Below are 19,597 nucleotides of genomic sequence, written 5' to 3'. Positions count from 1 at the left end.
GGACGAGGAGACCCGGCCCGCCGAGCCCGCCGACAGCCCGGCACCGCGCAACCCGGCACGCTCCAGCGACATCGACGTGGGCGTGCAGCACCGGCTGGAGCGGGCCATGCGGGAACAGCCGCGCACCTTCGCCGGGGACGGCCGGGAGTTCATCTACCGCGCCGAGTCCGGGCGGCTGCGCAAGCTGCGCGTACGGATCCGCAACTACGGCGCCTGGGAGCGGTTCGCCGACAGCACCGGGCCGACCAAGATCGACAACCAGTACCGGGCCAAGACCACCGTCGGCGGCAGCAAGTCCCTCAGCACCACCCAGCAGGTCGGCCCGGCCGTACCGATCGGCCCGCTGCCGGGCGGCTTCGCCGCCTTCGGCCGGCTGGGGACGCGGCTCGCCCGCTCCCGGGACACCGCCTACACCCTCCAGGACGAGGTGACCAGCCAGGGGGAGAGCAAGGCCGACGACCACTCACACGTCCACATCGACGACGTGTACTACGAGGTACACGTCACCGACACCCGGGCCCCGCGCCCCGCCAGGAAGGGCGTCCTCGGCACCCGGTGGCGCGCCAGGCCCGAAAGGGCCGGCGCCCCGGACCTCGACTCCGGCGTGCCCCTGCGCGACGGGCTCGGACTACGGCTGGCGGACAGCCTCACCGCCCCGTACGACGCGGTCCGCATCCCGCAACGGATGCGGCTGAACGCCGAGTCCGACTACCGGCACGTCACCACCGAGGACTTCGGGCCCGTACAGGAGATCCTGGACTGGGCGGTGGACCGGGTCGGCGCCGAACCGGGCAGCACCGCCCACGACGAACTGGCCGCGTTCTTCTCCTCCGGCAACTTCCACCAGCTGGCCGACCGGCTCTCCCGGTCCATGGTGCCGGGCAAACCGCTGTTCGCCGACGACAAGAAGCACACCCCGCTGGGCGCGTTCGTCATCGACCGGGTCGAGCCGGGGGAGGCCGTCCTGGCCTCGGAGAGCGACAAGGCCAAGCTGGCCCAGACCGGACAGCTGACGGTGCAGAACACCCGCAAGCACACCAGGACCCACGCCCTGGAGTTCTTCGGCGTCCTGGGGCCGACGTTCAACACCTCGGACCTGACGCTGGGCCTGCTCGACGGGTTCTTCGAGAAGGTCAGGCTGCGCTTCCAGTTCGGCCCGGGCGGGCGCCTGGGACACACCCGCGGCCGGTACGCGACGGTCGGCGGATCCGGCGCCGTCAAGTCCACCGGCAAGAGCGCGACCGGCACCGCCCTGTACCGGGTCGAGAAGACCGTGTACGTGCGCAGGACCGGGGACGCCGAGCCGACCGCGTTCCGCACCTGGAGCCTGGACCGGATGACGCACCGGGAGGCGCGCCGCCTGGCCGGCCTGGACGACGGCACCACCCTCGCCAAGCGCGGCGGCAAGGGCACGGAACCGTACGCCCCCGCCTATCTGACCGAGGACGACCCGCCGACCCTCGGCATGAGCCGGGTGGTGCAGTTCCTGTACGCCGACGGCCGGTATCTCGGCACCCCCGAGCAGGGTGACAGCCCCGCGGGCACCCGGCTGGCCACGGTCACCCATCAGGTGGTGGAGGCGCTCGCCCGCGAGTACCCCGGGATGATCGCCCCGATCGAGGACTTCGGCGACCCCGCCGACTCCAGGTGGCGCAACCACGCGCACTACCAGATGGCGCTGCACAACCTTCTGACGGTGTACAACGCGCTGTCCCACCACGCCTCGGCCGGGAACCTGGAGACGATGCGCACCACCGGTCTGCGCGTCCCCCTCCAGGACCCGGGACGGTTCACCCGCGGCCACCGCTACATCTGGCTCGGCGCCAGAATGACCGGCCGCACCTTCGAGGGCACCACCGACAACCTGCTGTCGTACAGCACCCCCGGCGTCACCAACGCCGACGGCGGACGGTACGGAACACAGGCCACGGAGGCCACGTTCGAGGCCCTGTTCTCGTCCATGGACAGAGGCGCCACCGACCGGTACGGCGCCCCCGCGCACTCCGTCACCGGACAGCTCGGCTACCGGGGGAACTGGCAGCAGCGCGCGGAGACCCCCTACGGCTCCACCGCGTCTGCCGAACCGTCGGCGGACACCGCCGAACCCGCGCACCTCTACAGCTACGACCTGGCCATCACGGTGAGCACCGGCGGCTACTGGCGGTTCCGCAGCCTGCTGCGCGGCATCACCTCGCTCGGCCTGCTGGGCACCCAGCTGTTCGTCTTCCGCACCCCGCGCGCCGGCCTCACGGACGACGAGGGCAACCCGCTCCCCGCCCTGCGCGCCAAGGTGCTCCTCGCCGTCCCCGCCGAGCACAGCCCGGACACCGACCCGCACGCCGAGGGCGCGGACAACCCCTACCGGGGCCCCGGCCGGATCACCCAGGGCCGGCTGTCCGACCCCGAGACCAGGGCCCTGGTGGACCGCACGCCCACCGCCCCCGTCCAGCCCCACGACCCGGGCCCGCTGGACGGGCAGCCGCACCAGACCGTCTCCGTCCTGGCGCCGCCGCACGGCGAGGGGATCGTGGACGACGTCCTGGACGAAGCGGCCCAGGGGCAGTGGCACCTCACGTACGAGGGGGTGCCCGCGCACGACGCCGTGGTCCGCGCACACCAACCCCAGCTTCTGACGGCCGACTTCGACCAGATCGCGACACAGCTGGGGCTGCGCGCCACGGGCCTGTTCAGCAAGGGCCCCTACCTGGACTGGCTGGCGACCGTCGTCCACCGGATCCGGGTCACCGGGCTGCGCGCCCTGGGACGGCCCGAGCCGGTGAAGTCCTCCGTGACGGTCGGCGCCAGCACCGCGATGAGCGGCACCCAGGCCAGGTCCGCGACCCACGCCGTCGGCGGCAGCGTCGTCTACGGCCAGTCCCAGTCCGCGGGGCCCGGCGTCAGCGGCGGCTACGGGGGGTTCTGGCGCCCGTGGGTACGCCTGGGGAGCGAGACCGAGACCGTCACCCGGACCGTCACCACCGACACCTCCTGGAGCACCTCCGACCACCAGGTGCTCACCTCGGGCGACGCGGAACACCAGGTCGCGGCCGACGTGCGCTCCATCGGTCTGCTGAAGCCGGCCGGCCGGCTCCTCATGCTGCAGAAGGGGCGCCACCGGGCCGGCCGGTGGCAGCGGATCAAGGGCGGCTGGCTCGGCCACATCCCCGAGCGGACCGCCGCGGAGATGCGCCTGATCCCCGGCGACGACCTCGGCACCGGACCGCTGTACACGAACCGGACGTGGTCCCTGCCCGGCTGGCTGCGCCGCCACCCGTTCGGCCAGTACCCCGTCAACTCCCTGAACGTCACCGAGGCCCTGACCGCCTTCGACCAGAAGCTGGACGGCCTCGGCCGCGACCTCGACGGCGTCAGCCGCGAGGCGGTCCGCCGGCTGGTGTCGGGCCGCGTCGCGCGCGCACTGCGCCAGGAGATGACCGGAACCGGCTCCTCGCTCCCCGCCAGGACCACCTCCGACTGGAAGAGCCTCCGGGTCGGCAAGCGGGACGTACGGGTCCGGGTCCGGCTCATCCCGGTCGAGGACGGGCAGGACTTCGACCGGCTGTGGCCCGGCTCCGAGGTGGGGGAGTCCCGTACGGCGGTGGAGACCCGCACCCGCGCGTTCGAGCAGGGCCGCGGCTCCGACGCGGGCACGACCGTCACCGAGGCCGTACGCACCGGCGACCCCGACGTCCCGGCGGCGGGCCCGTCCCTCACCGAGACCGGCTCCAACCGCCAGGTCCTCTCCGGCTCCTCGGGCATCACCCTCACCCGGCCGCGAAAGACGACCACCAAGGGACCGCACGCCCAGTTCACCACCCGCTACCGGCTCCAACTCACCCTGGAGATCGGCCGCATGCGCGGTGACACGCCCCGCGACCCGGCCACCTCCCGGATCTCCCACGAGCAGGACGTCGGCACGCTGAAGGACATCATCCCGCTCAGCCTGCTGCGCCCCGACCCCGCCGACGGCGGCCGACCCGGCGCCGAACCGGACCCGTTGGGCCCGCCGGAGCCCGCGGACGAGTCGCCCGCGGTGAACGTGCTGACGTCGGCCACCGACCGCATCCCGCCCGACCAGCTGTGGGACCGGGTGCGCGCCTGGCGCTCCGAAAGGCAGCCCGGCGAGGCGCCGTTCGAGATGCCGCCCAGCGGCTTCGACGTCCGCACCGTCATCGGCGCCGAGGGGGTCGAGGCGGCGGGCCTCCTCGCCCTGGCCAAGGCGTACGACAACCGGCTCGCCCACGTGTCGGGACAGCTGACCGGCGACGCGCTCGCAGAGGCCCTGCGCCGGGCGCGGCTGACCCCGCTCACCGCCGAGGGCACCGGCGCCGCGCAGGTGCTGGAGGACTCCTCCGGCACCGCGGCGCTCAGCACGTTCGCCGAGGACGCGACGGGGGACAGCGGCTACCACACCGCGGGTCTCACGGAGAACACCATCCTGGACTCCGCGACCGGCCACCTCGCCCGCTACATGCGGCCGGACCTCGGCGGCGCCCAGCTGCTGGCGGTGGCCGACGGCGGCGACATGGAAGCCGCGCAGCAGCACACCCAGAACGCCACCGCGAACACCAACTACGGCGGCGTCACGGACACCGCCATCGGCGGCTTCCCGATGATCAAGACCCAGCCTCTCGGCACGGTCAACATGGGTGTGAGCGCCACCGGCGCCAACGCGCTGGACTCCGACGGCCAGGCCGTCACCAACGAGCAGGTGCACCAGACGAAGGTGAAGCCCACCACGGGCCGGATGTTCGCCTTCGCCATCCCCACCGCCTGGCTGAGCGTCGCCGAGGTCGACCGGCAGCTCAAGGACAGCGCACCCGGAGCCTGGATCCGCGAGCACCTGATGGGCCCGTTCGGCGGCATCAAGCCGGGCATCCAGGCCGTGGAGACCCAGACCCAGGTCATCGCCTGGGTACGCGAGGACGTCGCCCGCCACCTCGGGCTGATCACCGACGAGAACTTCCCCGAGCGGGTCGCCGAGGCATGGCAGAAGGTCAACGAGGCAGCCGAGGCCCTGACCGAGGCGGACGCAGAGTACTGGAGCCTGCGCCGGGGCGTCCCCCTCCTGCACGAGGCCGTGACCGCGGCCCAGGCGGAGTACGCCCTATCCAGGTGGCGCCACTACGCGGCCGAGCGCGCCGCACGGGCCGCCGACCGCAGCGCCCGCCACCACTACCGCACCGCCGTCGCGGCCGCGGACGAGACGGCGCGGGGGCCCGCGGTGAACTTCCCCGAGGCCGTCGGGGACCAGCGGGTCCGGGACCGCCTCCAGGCGGCCGAGAAGGCGACGGAGGAGGCCGCCGAGGCCGTCCGCGAAGCCCAGTTGGCGGCGCTGCTGGCCACCGCCGCCGGGCAGGCCGACGCCGACCGGCTGCTCGCCGACACAAGCGAGGCGAAGGCCGACGCCGACCGCCTCGTCACCTTCATCCGGCAGGACGCGCGGGACCGGCTCGTCGCCGAGGCGCGGCAGACGCGCGACGAGGTCACCGGCGGCGCGGCCGAGCGCGTGGTGAGCGCCCACGACGCCGTCCAGGCCGCCCACCACACCCTGCGCACGGCCGAACGTACCCGGGACGCCCGGCTGTCGGAGCTGGCCGAGCAGCGCACGAGAGCCGAGACCGCGGCCGACACCCTGCACCGGCTGCACGGCGAGGCCGGCCGGCTGACCCGCTGGCACCAGCTGCCCGACGACCCGGACAGCGGCGCGGAGGGCGCGGGCCGCACCCGCGCCGGGGTGCCCGAACCCCTGCTGACCGCCGGAGAGCTGACGGGCGGCACAGGGACCGCACCCCTGGAGACGGTCACCGAGGACTCGGAGAAAACCCCGTTCTACACCCCCGCCACCGTCCTCGCGGACGGCTCGCCCGCCCTGACCTCACCCGAGGGCACCACCCACCCGCTGCGCGACGTGCCCGAGGACGGCACGTCCTTCTACCACGCGTTCATCGCCGCCCACGGCCGCATCACCGACGACGCCGACACCCTCCGTACCCGGTTCGCCGAAGCGCTGGCCGCCCTCCCCGACGACGCCCCGCTGCTGGCGTACCTCGCCCCGGACGAGAAGGACACCTTCACCGCGGCCGAGGTCGAGGCCGCCGGGCTCGACCTGGGCACCGGCACCCCGGAGCGCCGCGAGTTCGACGCCTTCGGCGTGATCCCGCACTCGGCCGGGGACCGGCCCATCCCCGAACGGCGCCACCACCCGCTGACCCCGGCCCAGCGCCGCGGCCTGGCGGCCGCGCAACTGCGCCGCCCGGCCGCCCACGCCGACAAGCAGACCTGGGACAACGCCGCAGCCGACCTGCTGCCCGCGCTCGCCGCCCGGATGCACGGCACCGTCGTCCGCGTCGTCCACGAGGACGGCAGCTTCCTCGACTGCCCCCCGGACTCCGAGCCCCTGACCGACGACACCACCCCCGGCGTCATCCTCCACCTCGCCGACGAGCGCTTCCGCGCCGTACTGCCGGAGGAGGTGGAAGCGGGACCGGCCACCCCCGCCCCGGACACCCCCGACAAGCCTCCGGCGGACGACGCGCTGCCCGCCCATGCCCACCGCCCGTGGACCTGGGAGGGCCTGACCGACGGTGAGTCCGAGGGCGAGCCCAAGTACGACGCGGCCTCCGACCCGGCCCGGCTGACCGACCCCGACGGCTACGCGTACCGGCTCGCCGTGCCGCCCGGCGACGGAAACCGCTTCTACGCGGCCCTGGCCATGGCCCTGAACGACGCCGGGATGCCGTCCCCCAACGGCGGCGGCGAGTTCCAGCCCCTCGACCTGTCCTCGTCGGCCTACCTGCCGCTGCCCGGCATGGCGCGGCTCGACCCGCGGGCCACCTTCCGCCTCCAGGAGCTGGCGGGGGCCGGGATCACGCTCACCGACGACCAGCGGCGGGAATTCGAGCGCGGCGGCGGCCGGTTGCCCGAGCCGCCCCTGCCGCTGTCCAGGCGGCAGGAGGAAGCCCTCATCCGGGCCCAGTTGTTCGCGGCCCGGCGGTGGAACCGCCCCACCGCCCTGCTCGCGGCGGAACTCGTCGCCCGCAACACGGACATCCACCTGACCCTGGTGCACGAGAACGGCACGATCGACACCTTCGGCGTGGCGCTCGGCGAGGACGCCGGGAACGCCGTGACGCTGTACGAGCGCGGCGACGAGTACCTCGCCGCGCTGCCCGAGGGGGACCGCAACCCCCGCCCCCCGCGCGACCACCGCACCACCAAGCCCCCGGAGCCGCCCCGCAGGCCCACCCTCCCGGAGATCGTGGTCCTCCCGCCGGACGGGCCGGAGGGCGGGAAGGGCGAGCCGAAGGCGCCGCCGGCCGGCGACGGCCTCGGCTCCCGGAACGAGCTCCCTCCCGTCCGGGACATCACCGCCGAACTCGCCGAGCCCGCCCGGTCCACCGAGCCGGCCGCGCCTGCGGAGGACCCGGCATCCGGCAGCGACCCGTACGACGACAGCGCTCCGCACGACCGCGACTCGCGCGACAGTGACCCGTACGCCGCCGCCCTCGCCGAGTTCGACGCCCTGTCCCGCCTGCACGGCCTGTACGACGCGTATGCGGCACACGGCCCCGGCACCGCACGGGAGGTGCTTCGCAGGCTGGACACCCTGCGGGCGAAGGTCCCCGAACTGGCCGACGGGCCACTGGAGCTGGACGCGCTCGCCCGGCACGTGCTGGACCCGGACGGGTTCGGGCCCGTGACCGCCGGCGAACGCGCCGAACTGTTCCGCCTGGCGCTGGACGCGGCGGACAACACGCCCAGCCTCGCGGTGCTGGCCGGGCTCCACCTCGCGCGCCAGGGCGTCCTGGGCGTCTGGGACCACGGCGGCGACGCCGACACCTACACCGCCCGCGTCCTGCACCGGTACGACGAGAACTCCGGCCCCGAGCACCGCGGGGAGCTGTACCGGCTGGTGAACCAGGCACGGGACACCGGGCGCGACATCGGCAGCACCGCGGAGCTGGGGGCGTTCCACCTGGAACGTGAAGGGGTGCTGGACTCGGAGACCCTCCTGCGGGACACCGGGGGCCGGGCGTTCGGCCGCTACCTGGACGGACACGGCAGGGGTGGCCTTGACTTCGACCCGAGCCGGGTCACCCTGATCCGGTACCGGTCCGACGACGCGATCGACCACGACGCCTCCGTCTCCGTGCCCGCGCCCTGGCACCGGCCCGGCGGCCCGGCGCCCTGGGTGCTCTGGGCGAACGACGCCCTCGGCAACGACCTGCTGACCGGAGTGGTGCCGCCGGAGGACGTCGCGGCCCTGCTCTCCCACGACCCTCAGGCGCGCGGGCTGCCGCCGGACGCCGAGATCGTCTGGCTGCTCCCGTCCGCGGATCCCGAGGAAGGGGAAACGGACAACGTCGACGCCCTGCTCCTCGCGACCAGTCTCGCGACGGGCCACCTGGCGCGGGCCTCGTACGGCGAGGGCGGCCTCTACCAGGACCAGGACACCGGCAGGGTCACCCTCGCCCTGGGGCGGGACGCGGCGGGCCGTCCGCAGACGGCCGAGGACTGGGTCTCCATCGCGCCGGTCACGCGCCCCGCGCTCGCACCGGTCACCGCCCCCGCCCCGGACACCGTTCCGCGGGTGCTGAGCCGTGCGGACCTGACGGACCTCGTGGACGACATGGTGGCGGGGCTGCCGTCGGGGGGCGCGTCGGAGCGGCGGTGCGTGGAACTGCTGGGCGCGCTGCGGGACAAGCTGTACGGGGAGGACGGCGTGCGGGCGGGGGGTGTGGTGGATGAGTCGGTGCTGGACCGGAGTCCGCGTACCCGCCTGGTGCGGGGTCCCGGGTGGGGCCGGGTGGGCACGTGGAGCGCGGTGGCGGACGCGCTGCGGGACGTGAGGCGTGCGGGTCCTGGTTCGGTGGCCCTGGTGCTGGCGCGGCGGCCGGGTTCGGTGTCGCTGGTGCGGGGGCGGTGGCCGGAGGACGGGCTGGGGCACGCGTTCGCGGCGTATCACACGGCGGATGGCGGTGTGGTGTGGGTGGACGCGTCGAAGCCCGAAATGCACCGGGTGTTGACGGATCCGCCGGAGTCGGCGCTGTTGTTCGACACACAGGCGGTGGTGATCGGCCCGTCCGGGCGGGTGGCGGTGGACGCGTTGCGGCCGTTCACAGAGTCGTCGTCGGTGGAGCACGCGGTGCTGGACGGGGCGGTGCGGGACGAGTACGGGGCCCCCGGCTCCACCGGGCCTGCCGCTCCCGCGCCCCCCTCGGCCGCGACACCCCCGGCGCCTTTGATCGCGGGGGCTACGTACGGGCCGGACGCGGCGCCGGCACCGGCCGCGGTCGTCGAGGCGCCGGACGGAACCCCGGCCCGGGTGGGTGAGGTGCGGCCGGTGCCGTACCGGAACGAGTCGGGGGCGAAGGTGGGGGTGTCGCTTCGCGGAGCCGAACCGTGGCGGCATCCGCAGAGGTCCTACGGCCTGCTGCCGGAGGTGGACCGCTTCACGGAGGTGCGGTGGGCCCCGGATAAGAGCAACCCGCCCCGGGCATCGGCGGTCGTGGCGGAGGGCCCGCCGCAGTGGGCGCCGTTCAGCAGGGTGTTCCTGGTCGGTATCGACGGGGACGGGACCGCGGCATGGTTGAGGCCCGGGTCCGGCGCGGCCGTGGCGTTCGGCTACGCGCAGGTGGCGGACTATCTCCTCGAGCATGTACCGGAGTTGACCCGGCAGCCGGCGAATACGGCGGTGCTGGTGGTGGGCGCGGACGTTGCGGGTCCGCACGCGCGTGGGCGTGACCCGCTGGAGTGGCCGGTGGCCGGTCAGGTACTGGCCGACGGTATGCCCCCGGACCAGTGGGTGTGGACCTCCGGCCTGGGTCTGGAGGTCGGGTTCGCCATGCGTAGGGAGCCGGACGGGCACGGTGGGTCGAAGCTGGTCAAGGTGCTCCGGCTGACGGAGGGCGACTGGCTGGCGGGGTTCCGCCCGGAGCCGTCGCCGGCCCAACTGGCCGCATGGGCCGAGCGGGTGACCGGTGACCCGGGCCGGGCCGGGGATGTGCAGCGGTGGTGGCGGGCGGTACGGCTGGTGTACGGGCCGCTGCTGGAGGACGACGAGGCGGCGTTCGAGGCTCTGTTGCGCGGTTTCGACGCGCTGGATCAGTGGCGGGCCGGTCGGGGGGACGCTTCTCCGCTGACGTGGACGGGGCTGCGGGCTGTGGTCGACCCGTACATGGAGGCGGTCAACGCGCGATTCACCGAGGCCGGGCATGACCGGGTCGGGTTGTGGCAAGGGCTGCTGCTCACGCTGGTGTCGGCCGCGGGCGAGGTCGGGACGGAGCTGGTGCTGCACGACTTCGACCTGAAGCCGCGGCATGAACCCCGGAGGGTGTGGGAGGGGGCCCCGGAGCCCGCGGTGACGCCCGGGGCGGGCGCTGCCGCTGAGCCACCCGAGACTCCCGCGCCCGTCCTCCCGTCCGCCCCGCTGCCGTTGGAGCCCCAGCCTGCCGAAGGGCTTGAGCAGCTCCCGGATGCCCGGCCGCTCGCCGTGGACTCCGCCGGCTCCGCCGAGTCCGCCGACCAGGTCCTCGCCTCCGCCTGGGAGGCGCACGCGAGGGCGTGGGCCGAGTTCGCGGCGGCTGTTGCCGGGGCGGCGTCGGAGGAGCGGGCCGGGCGGGCAGGCGACGAGGACACGCTGATGGCGGGCCTGGACCTGGGCTTCTGGGCCGCGGCCGAGCTGGCGCGTGAGCGGTTGGAGGAGGCCGAGGCGCGGTTGCGGGCTCTGGGCGTCGCGCTGGAGGTTGTGGCCGGGGCGCGGGGCGCCGCCGGTGAAGGCGTCGTGGCCCCGGTCGTGCCGAGGGACGAGGCCCAGCGCTGGTGGATCGCGGGGCAGTTGACGGAGGAGACGGAGGACGACGTGATTGGCGTCGCGGCGCAGCTCGTCGCGAACGCCGGCGACGGTCTGGACAGGGCTGACGTACAGGCCGCGGGCGTCACGCCGGTCCACGACCCGTGGGCCGATGTCGAGATGATGCTCGGTGGTGCCGACGACCGAGTGCCGGTGGACGCGCTGTCACTGGTGGATCTGGCCCGGGTGCTGATGGTGCGGCCCGGCCCATGGGTGGACGCGCTGGACGCCGTGGCGGCGAACGTGTCGCTGCGGCTGTGGAAGTCGGCGTACGACGATTTCGCGGACTTCGCGGGCGCGGGGGGTGCGGCGCCTGTCATGTCACCCGACGGTGCCATGGAGACAGACGTCGCCCGTGCCTGGGCTGCCGCCGTTTCTCTGGTGCTGCCGGTGGAGCCGCATGCGGTGCTCGCCGACTCCCGGTACGCCGGGGAGGGTTTCCGCGGCGCGGTCCGCTCGGTAGCCGAGAACCTGCTGATGTGGGGACCGGAAACGGAGGACGCGCTGCGGTCCGCGGCGGAGCTGGCCGATGTGCTGCGGCCCGAACTGGGCCTGCGACCGCGCTGGAACGCGCCCCCCGCGGACGATGCCGGGCCGGGGGACTCCGCTCCACCGGTGTTCGCCTCGCCGGTGCCGTTCTCGCCGGCCCCGTGGGTGCCCACGTCACCGGCGTCACCTGCCCCGCAGCCGGACGCGACGACGGCCCCGGTCGCCCCGCAGGCGCCCGTGCCCGCCCGCCCGGTCCTTCCACTGCCGTCCGGGTCCGGGGCCGCCAGTGGGAGCGGACAGCTCCCCGCGGCCCGGCCACTCGATGTGGACGCCACCGACTCCGCCTGGGAGGCGCACCGGAGGGCGTGGGACGAGCTCGTCGTTGTCTCCGCCCAGTTCAACGCCGCGTCCGCGTCCGGGCTGGCGGGGCGGGACCGGGAGGTCAAGAACGCCCGGAAAAGGTGGCGGCGTGCGCGGGAGAAGGTGGAGGACGCCGAGTCGCGGCTGTGGGCCCTGGGCGTACCGCTCGGCACCCTGACCGAGGCTCGGGCTGCCGCTGTCGGTAAGGCCGCCGAAGCGCCGGACGTACCGACGAATAGCGATCAGCTCTTGTGGATCGCGCACCAATTGACGGGAGAGGACGTGGAGCCTGTCGCGGCACGGCTCGCCGAGGGCGAGAGCGCGGGCCTGAATGCGGCCTTGTTGCGTGCCGCGAGTGCCGAGCGGGAGCCGCTGGTGTACCTGGCCCGGACGCTGATGCTGCAGCGCTCCGGTTCCTGGGCCAAGGAGCTGAACGAGGCGGCGGCGAAGGCGTCCCGGCGGTTGTGGGAGTCGGCGTACGAGGACTTCGCGGACGCGGCACCCGGTATGGCACCCGGCGGTGCCACGGCGGCGAACGTCGCCCCGGCGTGGGCCGCCGCCCTCTTCCTGGTGCTGCCGCCGGAGCCGCACGAGCCGCGGTCGGACCACCGCTACGCCGTCGAGAAGTACCGCAAGTCGGTGCGCGAGGTCGCCGATCACCTGCTGAAGTCGGGGCCGGGCACGGGGGCCGCGGCCCTGGCCAACCGCCTCCGGTCATCCGAACAGGGCCTGCGACCGTGCTGGAACGCGCCCGCCGCGGACCGCGCCGGGCCGGGGGACCCCGCTCCGCGGGTGTTCGCCGCGCCGGTCGCCCCGCAGGCGCCCGCGTCCTTCGGCTCACCCCGGCCCGTATCGCACGCGCCGTCCGCCCAGCGGCCACCCGCCCCGCCCGCCCCACCCGCGGTCGCGTCCGCCCCCGGGCTGCCTCCGCTGAGTGTGGTGGAGTTCGCACCGGGTGGGTCGCGCCCGTCGGAGAGCGGGCGGGCGGCCGTCCGGGAGCTGGTGCTGAAGGCGGCGTCCGCCGGTCTGCGGAACTGGCGGGTGGACGTCGCGCCGCCGCAGATCGACATCACCGCGTACGGCGCCGATGCCGCTGACGGTGGCGAGGGCCGGGTGCGGGCCGTGCGCTCGTTGGCCACCGGCTATCTGGACCAGGCGCTCGACATGCTTCAAGGCCCCCCGGTGGCGGGCGTGCGGCGCCCGACCGCACGGAACTTCGCGTTCGGCCTGGCGTGGGGCGACGGTGCCGGGCGTCCCTCCGACGAGGTGGTGGCGCTCGCCGGGGTGCCGCGTGCGGAGCTGGAGCGGCGGGCGACGGTCGGGTTCACGCTCACCCCGGACGCGGCGGCGCTGGAGCGGCTGGCGGCGCTTCACGCGCGGGACAGGAAGCTGCGCGGCACGGCGTTCGATGTGGACGTGCTGGCCCGCCGGGTGCTGCACCTGCCGAAGGACGCGTCCGTGGAGCAGACGGTGCGCGCGGAGTTGTTCGGGCTGGTGCGGGACGCGGAGCAGGCAGGACGGGCGGGGAGCCTGGTGGCGCTGGGCGCGTTCCACCTGGACAAGCTGGGGGCGGCCGGGCCGGATGGGAGCAGCTACTTCACGGTGCCGGGAAGCGACGGTGAGCGCCGGATCCCGGGTGTCAACTGGCTGGGGCCCGAGGTCATGGGGGCGATGGACGCCCTGGAGCTGGACACGGACTGGGGTGATGTCCTCGCGCCGCAGTGGGATGGCTCCCTGGCGGTCAGTGGTCCTCGGCGGGCGACGCCGTGGCCGAAGGGGGAGACGCCGGTCGTCGCCGGGGGCGACATGCGTGACGGCAGGGTGGTGGTGCGGCTGCCGGACCGTTCGACGCGGGACGCGGACGTCGAGGAGTTCGTCGAGCTGATGGCGATCTCCCTGGCACGGGCGGGTCTGCCGTCGGGCACACCGATCGTGCTGGCGATTCCGTTCCTGGGCCAGTACCGGCTGTTGCTGCAGGAGCTGACGGAACGTACCGGTCTGGAGGTGTGGGCGCACAGCGGTGAGGTGCGGGTCAGCGCGCGGCCTGACGGGAAGAGCCGTATCGGCACCGTGTCCGGGCGGCCCGGGGTTCCCGTGGGCACCTGGTTCCCGCTCCGGCCGGGGGAGGGCCCCGTTCTCGACGAGAGCGTGCCCGGGTGGTACGGGGACGTGCTGCTGTGGCCGGTGGTCAGCGAGGCGACCGGAGAGCCGTTCGCCTACGCCTCGTTCACACCCGGCCAGTACGCGGTGGAAGAAGAGACGGAGCGCCGCGGCGGCCGGATGAGGACGTCCGTCCACTTCTACCGTCCCACGGAAACCCTCGGGCCGGAGTTCGAGCTGCCGCGTCCGGGCCCCGAGGCCGACCCGTTCCCTGAGAGCGACGCGTTCCGCTTCGACGCGCATGGTGGGCGCGGCTCCATGAAGGTGGCGGTGTGGAGCGGGAACCGCGTGGCCGGCCGGAGCCTCACCGAGGACGAGGCGGTGGCGTGGGTGAAGTGGCTGGTGGCCCACCTGCCCAGGGACCGTTGGCTCGACCTCGCCGCCTGCTGGCTCGGTACCCCCAAGGACAGCACCAGGCCGGGGCCCGTCAGGAGGGGCCACTTCGCCCTCGGGGGGTTCGTGGCCGATCCGCTGCGGGAGCTGTCTGTCGCCGATCGGGTCGCGGACGAGACGGAGCTCTGGGTGCGTGCCTCCACCGGTCCACTGCGGACTGGGACGCTGCGCGGGAGCGGCAGGAGCGTGTGGGGCGTGGACGCCGATGCCCGGGGGCGGACGCGGGGGTTCACGCTGGCCCGGCCGCGGCCGAAGGGTGCGGCACTGGATCGGCTGGCGGTGGCGGCCCTGCTGCACTCGGGGCCCGACCCGGTGCCGGCGGAGGCGCGGGTGCGGACGCTCGTGGCGGTGCGGGCGCTGCGGTTGATGTTCGGGCTCCACGTGGACGGTGCCGACGACTCCGTGGAGCTGCTGCGGGGTGTGCTGGCGGTGGAGGAGATGTGGCTGGCCGATCCGGAGTTCCGGCGGGCGGGTCCGCTGACGCTGGATCTGCTGCGGCGGGTGGTCGCGGCGCATCCGGCGGCCGCGTCCGGGGCGGTGGATCAGGATGTGGTGCGCCGGGTGCTGGCCGCCGCGTCGGCGTGGTGGGCGGCGCGGCCCCGTGGCCCGCGGGGCGAACGCCTGGAGCAGCCGTGGGACTTCGTGGAGCTGCCGGCGGTGCGGCGAGGTGCCGCGTGGCTGAACGGGCCCGGCGCGACGTCCGAGGCCGTCACCGCTCTGGGCCTGTCCGGCCCCGGTGAGGTGGGTGAGACGGAGCGGTCGCGGATGCTCTGGGCGTACGTCAAGACCGTGGACCTGCTGAACGGACTCGACGAGGCGGGCGTGGACGCGCTCGCCCGGCGCGTACACCACATGGACCAGGACTTCGACGTCGACCAGGCGGACCGTGATGACCTGCGGACCCTACTGACCCGGGCGTTCGCCGTGGGGCGGGACGCGTCCGACCCGGATGAGGCGGCCGCGTTCTCCCTGGAGGAGGTCTACGGGGCGTTCACGGGCACCGGCATGGACACGGTCCAGGACGGGGCCCCGGGGAGGAGCCGTGACTTCACGGGGGAGTCGCGGCAGGGGGTCAACCTCGCGCAGATCCGTACCCCCGGTGGCCTGGTGGACACGCCGTGGCGGAACCGGAACCGGCAGGCGCCCGCACGGGTCCCCGCGCTGCTACGGGCCGAACCGGACCGGGTGGATCCCGACAAGATCTGGCTGGTCATCGACAGCCAGGCGCTCCGGATTCCGGTCAGCGAGTGCCTGGCGCTGATGGCGAACGACCCCGACCTGACAGACAGAGAGCCGGGCACCGAGATCCTCCTCTCGCATCCCGGGCCGGGCGCCGACATCGCCGCGGTGGCCCAGCGGCTGACGCAACTGGGCGCTCCTGTGCTGTGGACCTTCACCCCGACGAACCTGTCCGGCAAGGACGACCGGGGCAACCCGGTGCTCACAGCGGACTCCGTCCCTGTCTGGCACAGGGCGGAGGTGGAGCCGCCGTCCCTCACCGAGCCCGCCCCGCACCCGGTCCCGCCGCCGTATCCGCCCCCCGGCTCCACCGGGCGCGCCGCCCCCGCGCCGCCTTCGGCCGCGGCAACCCCGGCTCCGCGCCCGGCGGCTCTGGCCATGGGGGCTCCGTACGGGGCGGACGAGGACGGGACGGCAACCTCTCCGGGCCGCGCTTCCCGGGTGCTGTCCCGTGGGGAGTTGGAGGGTCTCGTCGATGGTGTGGCGTTGCGGGTGCCGCCGGGTGCGTCGGAGCGGCGGTGCCTGGAGTTGCTGACCGCGTTGCGGGATGAGTTGCATCCTGGCGCGGGGCTGCCGTCGGGTGTGCGGGCCGGAGGCGCGGTGGATGACTCGGTGCTGGACCGGCCGGGTGTGGCGTCCGGTCTGGTGGTGGGTCCCGGGTGGGGCCGGGTCGGTTCGTGGGGTGCGGTGGAGGAGGCGCTGCGCGACTCCGAGCATGCGGGCCCTGGTTCGGTGGCGTTGGTGCTGGCGCGGCGGCCGGGTGAAGGGCTGGGGCATGCGTTCGCGGCGTATCACACGGCGGGTGGCGGTGTGGTGTGGGTGGACGCGTCGAAGAGCGAGGGGCACCGGGTACTGGACGATCCGCCGGAGGCGGCGCTGCTGTCTGACGCGCGGGCGGTGGTGGTGGGCCCGTCCGGGCGGGCGGTGGCGGACGCGCTGGAGCCGTCCGCGCAGTCGTCGTCGGTGGCGCACGCGCTGCTGGACTTTGCGGTGCGGGACGAGTACGGGGCCCTCGGCACCGAGGTCGAGCACCGCTATCCGCTCGACATCGGCCCCCTCACCCCCGAGCTTCTGAGGAGGCTCGGCGTCGCGGGCCACATCGTGGGGCAGCCCGATCTGCGGAAGGTGGTGCTGGCGGAGGGACCCGGGATCAGGGTCACCGTCGATGCGACGCCGTTCTGGTTGCACCGCGCCACCGACCGGCTCATCGACATTGCGGTGCAACCGCCCCCGGAGGCGGGGTTCGAGACGGTCACGCGATTCATTCCGGAGGTCGACACCGATCCGGCGGCGGTGGTTCCCGGCGAGCGGCGGTGGTCCTGGGCGGAGTCGGAGATCCAGCGGAAGCTGGTGCGTGACCGGCTGGCGCGGACGGGCAGGACCGAGGAGGGCGGGCGGCCGATACCGCTGCGGGAGCTTCTGGGAGACCTCCCCGGGTGGACGCTCACCGAGGCCGGTCACCTGACCACCGTCAATCCTCTCGCTCTGGGCCACAATGGCCGGGACTACGCGCAGTTCAGCCTGGGCGGCGCCCCGGTGAGCCGCATGATGGCCTGGGACCACGCCATCGACCGGATGGGCAACAAGAACACGCTGCCCCTGTTCGGAGCGGGGAGGCATTTCGGGGGGCGGGCCGCCCGTGAGTTGGTGGGCTGGCTCGGCTACCGCGATGAGGCGATCGCGGACGTTCTTCCGTTCCTGGCGGCCATTCCGGATGTGGGTGAGGTCTGGGGCTACGGGTGGATGGCGCTCACCCAGTCCGCCGCCGGGCCGGTCGCGCCCGCGTTCGCGGGCATCGGGACGCTGCTCAAGAACCGGTTGTCGGTGGCGTCCCGGAACCCGTTCGACAGCGTCAGGCGGGCTCTGCGGCCTGGCACGCGGGACTTCCTCGACAAGCGTCACGACCAGCTCAGCGAGATCGCCCACGCCGTGATGAGGGAAGAAGTGGAGCGCACCTTCGCGTTCTACCGGCCGGGCATGGTCGTTCCGGACGGGTTCTTCGACATCGGGACCGTCCGCAGGCCGTCGCCGCGTGAGCATCTGACCTTCGCGTGGACGGGGCTTACCTCCCAGGGGCGGCGGATCGGCCAGTACGAGTCGGTCGGCATGGACGAACTCCCGGGTCTGGACACCGAGGGCGGTCTGGCGGTTCCGCTGGCGGTCGACGAGTTCCGGGCGTACGGGATCGACGGCCTGTTGATGACCGAGGAGCAGATCGGGCGAGCCGGTGCCGAGCTGGTGGAACTGGGCCGGCGGATGTACGAGGAGGCGGTGGCGGCCCGGGTCCCGTTGTCTCCCGAGGTGCTGCTCCGGTCGGTGGAACGGATCGTGAACCATCCGGTGGTCCGGGCCTTTGCCCCGTTCCTGCCGTTGGCCGGCAACGGCGTGCCGCGGGTGGACGGCCCGCCCCGGCCGCTGCTGACGTTGGCGGAGGGGATGACCGTGGCCAGGGCGCTGGCCGGTTACGCCCTGGGGCACATCCGGCTGCCCGCGGACAGCCCGGAGTATCGGCTGATGGCCACGGCGGTGGAGGAGGCGTCCGCTCTTCTGGGGAGCGGGAGCGTGCCCGCCGGGGCGCGTGCGCGCGTCGAGGAGGTGATCAGGAGCGCGGCGACGGTGCTGACGGCTGTCCGTGAGGCGCCCCCGCCCACGATCGAGTGGAGGGAGGAGGTCGAGGCGCTGGACGGGACCCCGGTTCTGGTGGACCGGGTGTCGCTGGTGCGGCACCGGAACGCCTCGGATGTGCCGGTGGGGGTGTCGGCGCGGCGGGACGGTGCGTGGCAGCAGAGGCAGGAGTCCTACGGTCTGCTGCCGTTGGTGGAGTACGTCCCGGAGGCGCGGTGGGGTCCGGGGCCCGAAGGAGCGGCCGGGACTCCCGCGGTCGTGTCGGACGGCTCGTGGGAGGAGGCGCCGTTCGGCAGGTTGTTCCTGGTCGGTCTGGACGGGGACGGGACCGCGGCATGGCTGCCGGTGCGGTCCGAGGACGGCTCGGGCGAGTCGGCTGTGGCGTTCGGCTACAAAGCGGTGATCGACTATCTCTTCGCCTGTGCGCCCGAGTTGACCGGGCGGCCGGAGGACACGGATGTGCTGGTGGCGGGTGCGGATGTGGCGGGCCCGTACGCGGCCGGCCGTGATCCGCTGGAGTGGCCGGTGGCCGGTCAGGTGCTGGCCAACCAGACGGGCTTCGACGGGTGGGTGTGGGCCTCCGCCCTGGGCCTGGAGTTCGGGTTCACCTCGGGTGTCGAGGAGGTGGTGGGCGAGGACGGTGTCACCCGGCAGAAGCGGGTGGTGCGGCTTCAGTTGGCGGAGGGTGACGCGCTGGTGGGGTTCCGCCGCGAGCCGTCGTCGGTCCAACTGGCCGCACAGGCTGAGGGGCTGACCGGTGATCGGACGCGGGTCGGGGATGTGCGGCGGTGGAGGCGGGCGGCCCGGCTGGTGTACGGGCCGCTGCTGGAGAACGACGAGGCGGCGTTCGAGGCTCTGTTGCGCGGTTTCCACGCGCTGGACCTGTGGCGGGCTCGCGAGGGCGATGTCTCCCCGCTGACCTGGGATGCTCTGCGGGCCCTGGCCACCGCGTACGCCTCCGGGGCCGGGCAGCCCATGACGCTGGCGCAGGCGCTGCCGCGGGCCTTGGCGGCGGCTGCGGCTGAGGTCAGGGTGGATCTGGGGCCGTCGTTCCGCTTCGATCTGACGCCGCGGTACGAACCCCGACGGGCATGGGAGGAGGCCCCGGCGTCCTCGGCGGTGGGCCGGGCGCTCACCGCCGTCGAACCGCCCGCGCCCGCACACCCGGCCCCTCCGCTGCTGTTCGGGCCCGGGGCTGCCGAGGGGGTCGCGCAGCTCGCTGCCGCCCGGCCGCTCACCGGGGAGGCCGCCGATTCCGGCGGCAGGGTGCTCGTCGCGCCGGTCGCCCCGCAGGAGCCCGCGCCCGCGTCGCCCGCTCCGCGGCTGACCGAGGGGGAGCTGCGGGCTCACGTCGCGCGCGACGGGCTCTTCCCCGACGAGCACGCCCTGGAGCTGTTCGCCGAGCTGGACGACGGGGACGAGGAGGGATCGGAAGGCGATGAGGGCGATGAGGGAGACGACGGCTCAGATGGATGA

General features: G+C 74.2%; 1 protein-coding gene (only partly in view). It reads left to right on the top strand.

From position 1 onward, the window contains the following. On the top strand, window positions 1-19,597 hold the 3' portion of the coding sequence (locus tag FDO69_RS01590) for a lonely Cys domain-containing protein (protein ID WP_104777750.1). Its footprint begins 13,385 nt before the window's first position; 19,597 of the gene's 32,982 nt are visible here — the last part of the coding sequence; its start codon lies off the left edge, out of view; it ends in the stop codon at window positions 19,595-19,597.

Source organism: Streptomyces tibetensis (assembly GCF_007655005.1).
In the GTDB taxonomy this organism is placed as follows: domain Bacteria; phylum Actinomycetota; class Actinomycetes; order Streptomycetales; family Streptomycetaceae; genus Streptomyces; species Streptomyces tibetensis.
This window is presented reverse-complemented; position numbering and strand designations above follow the sequence as displayed.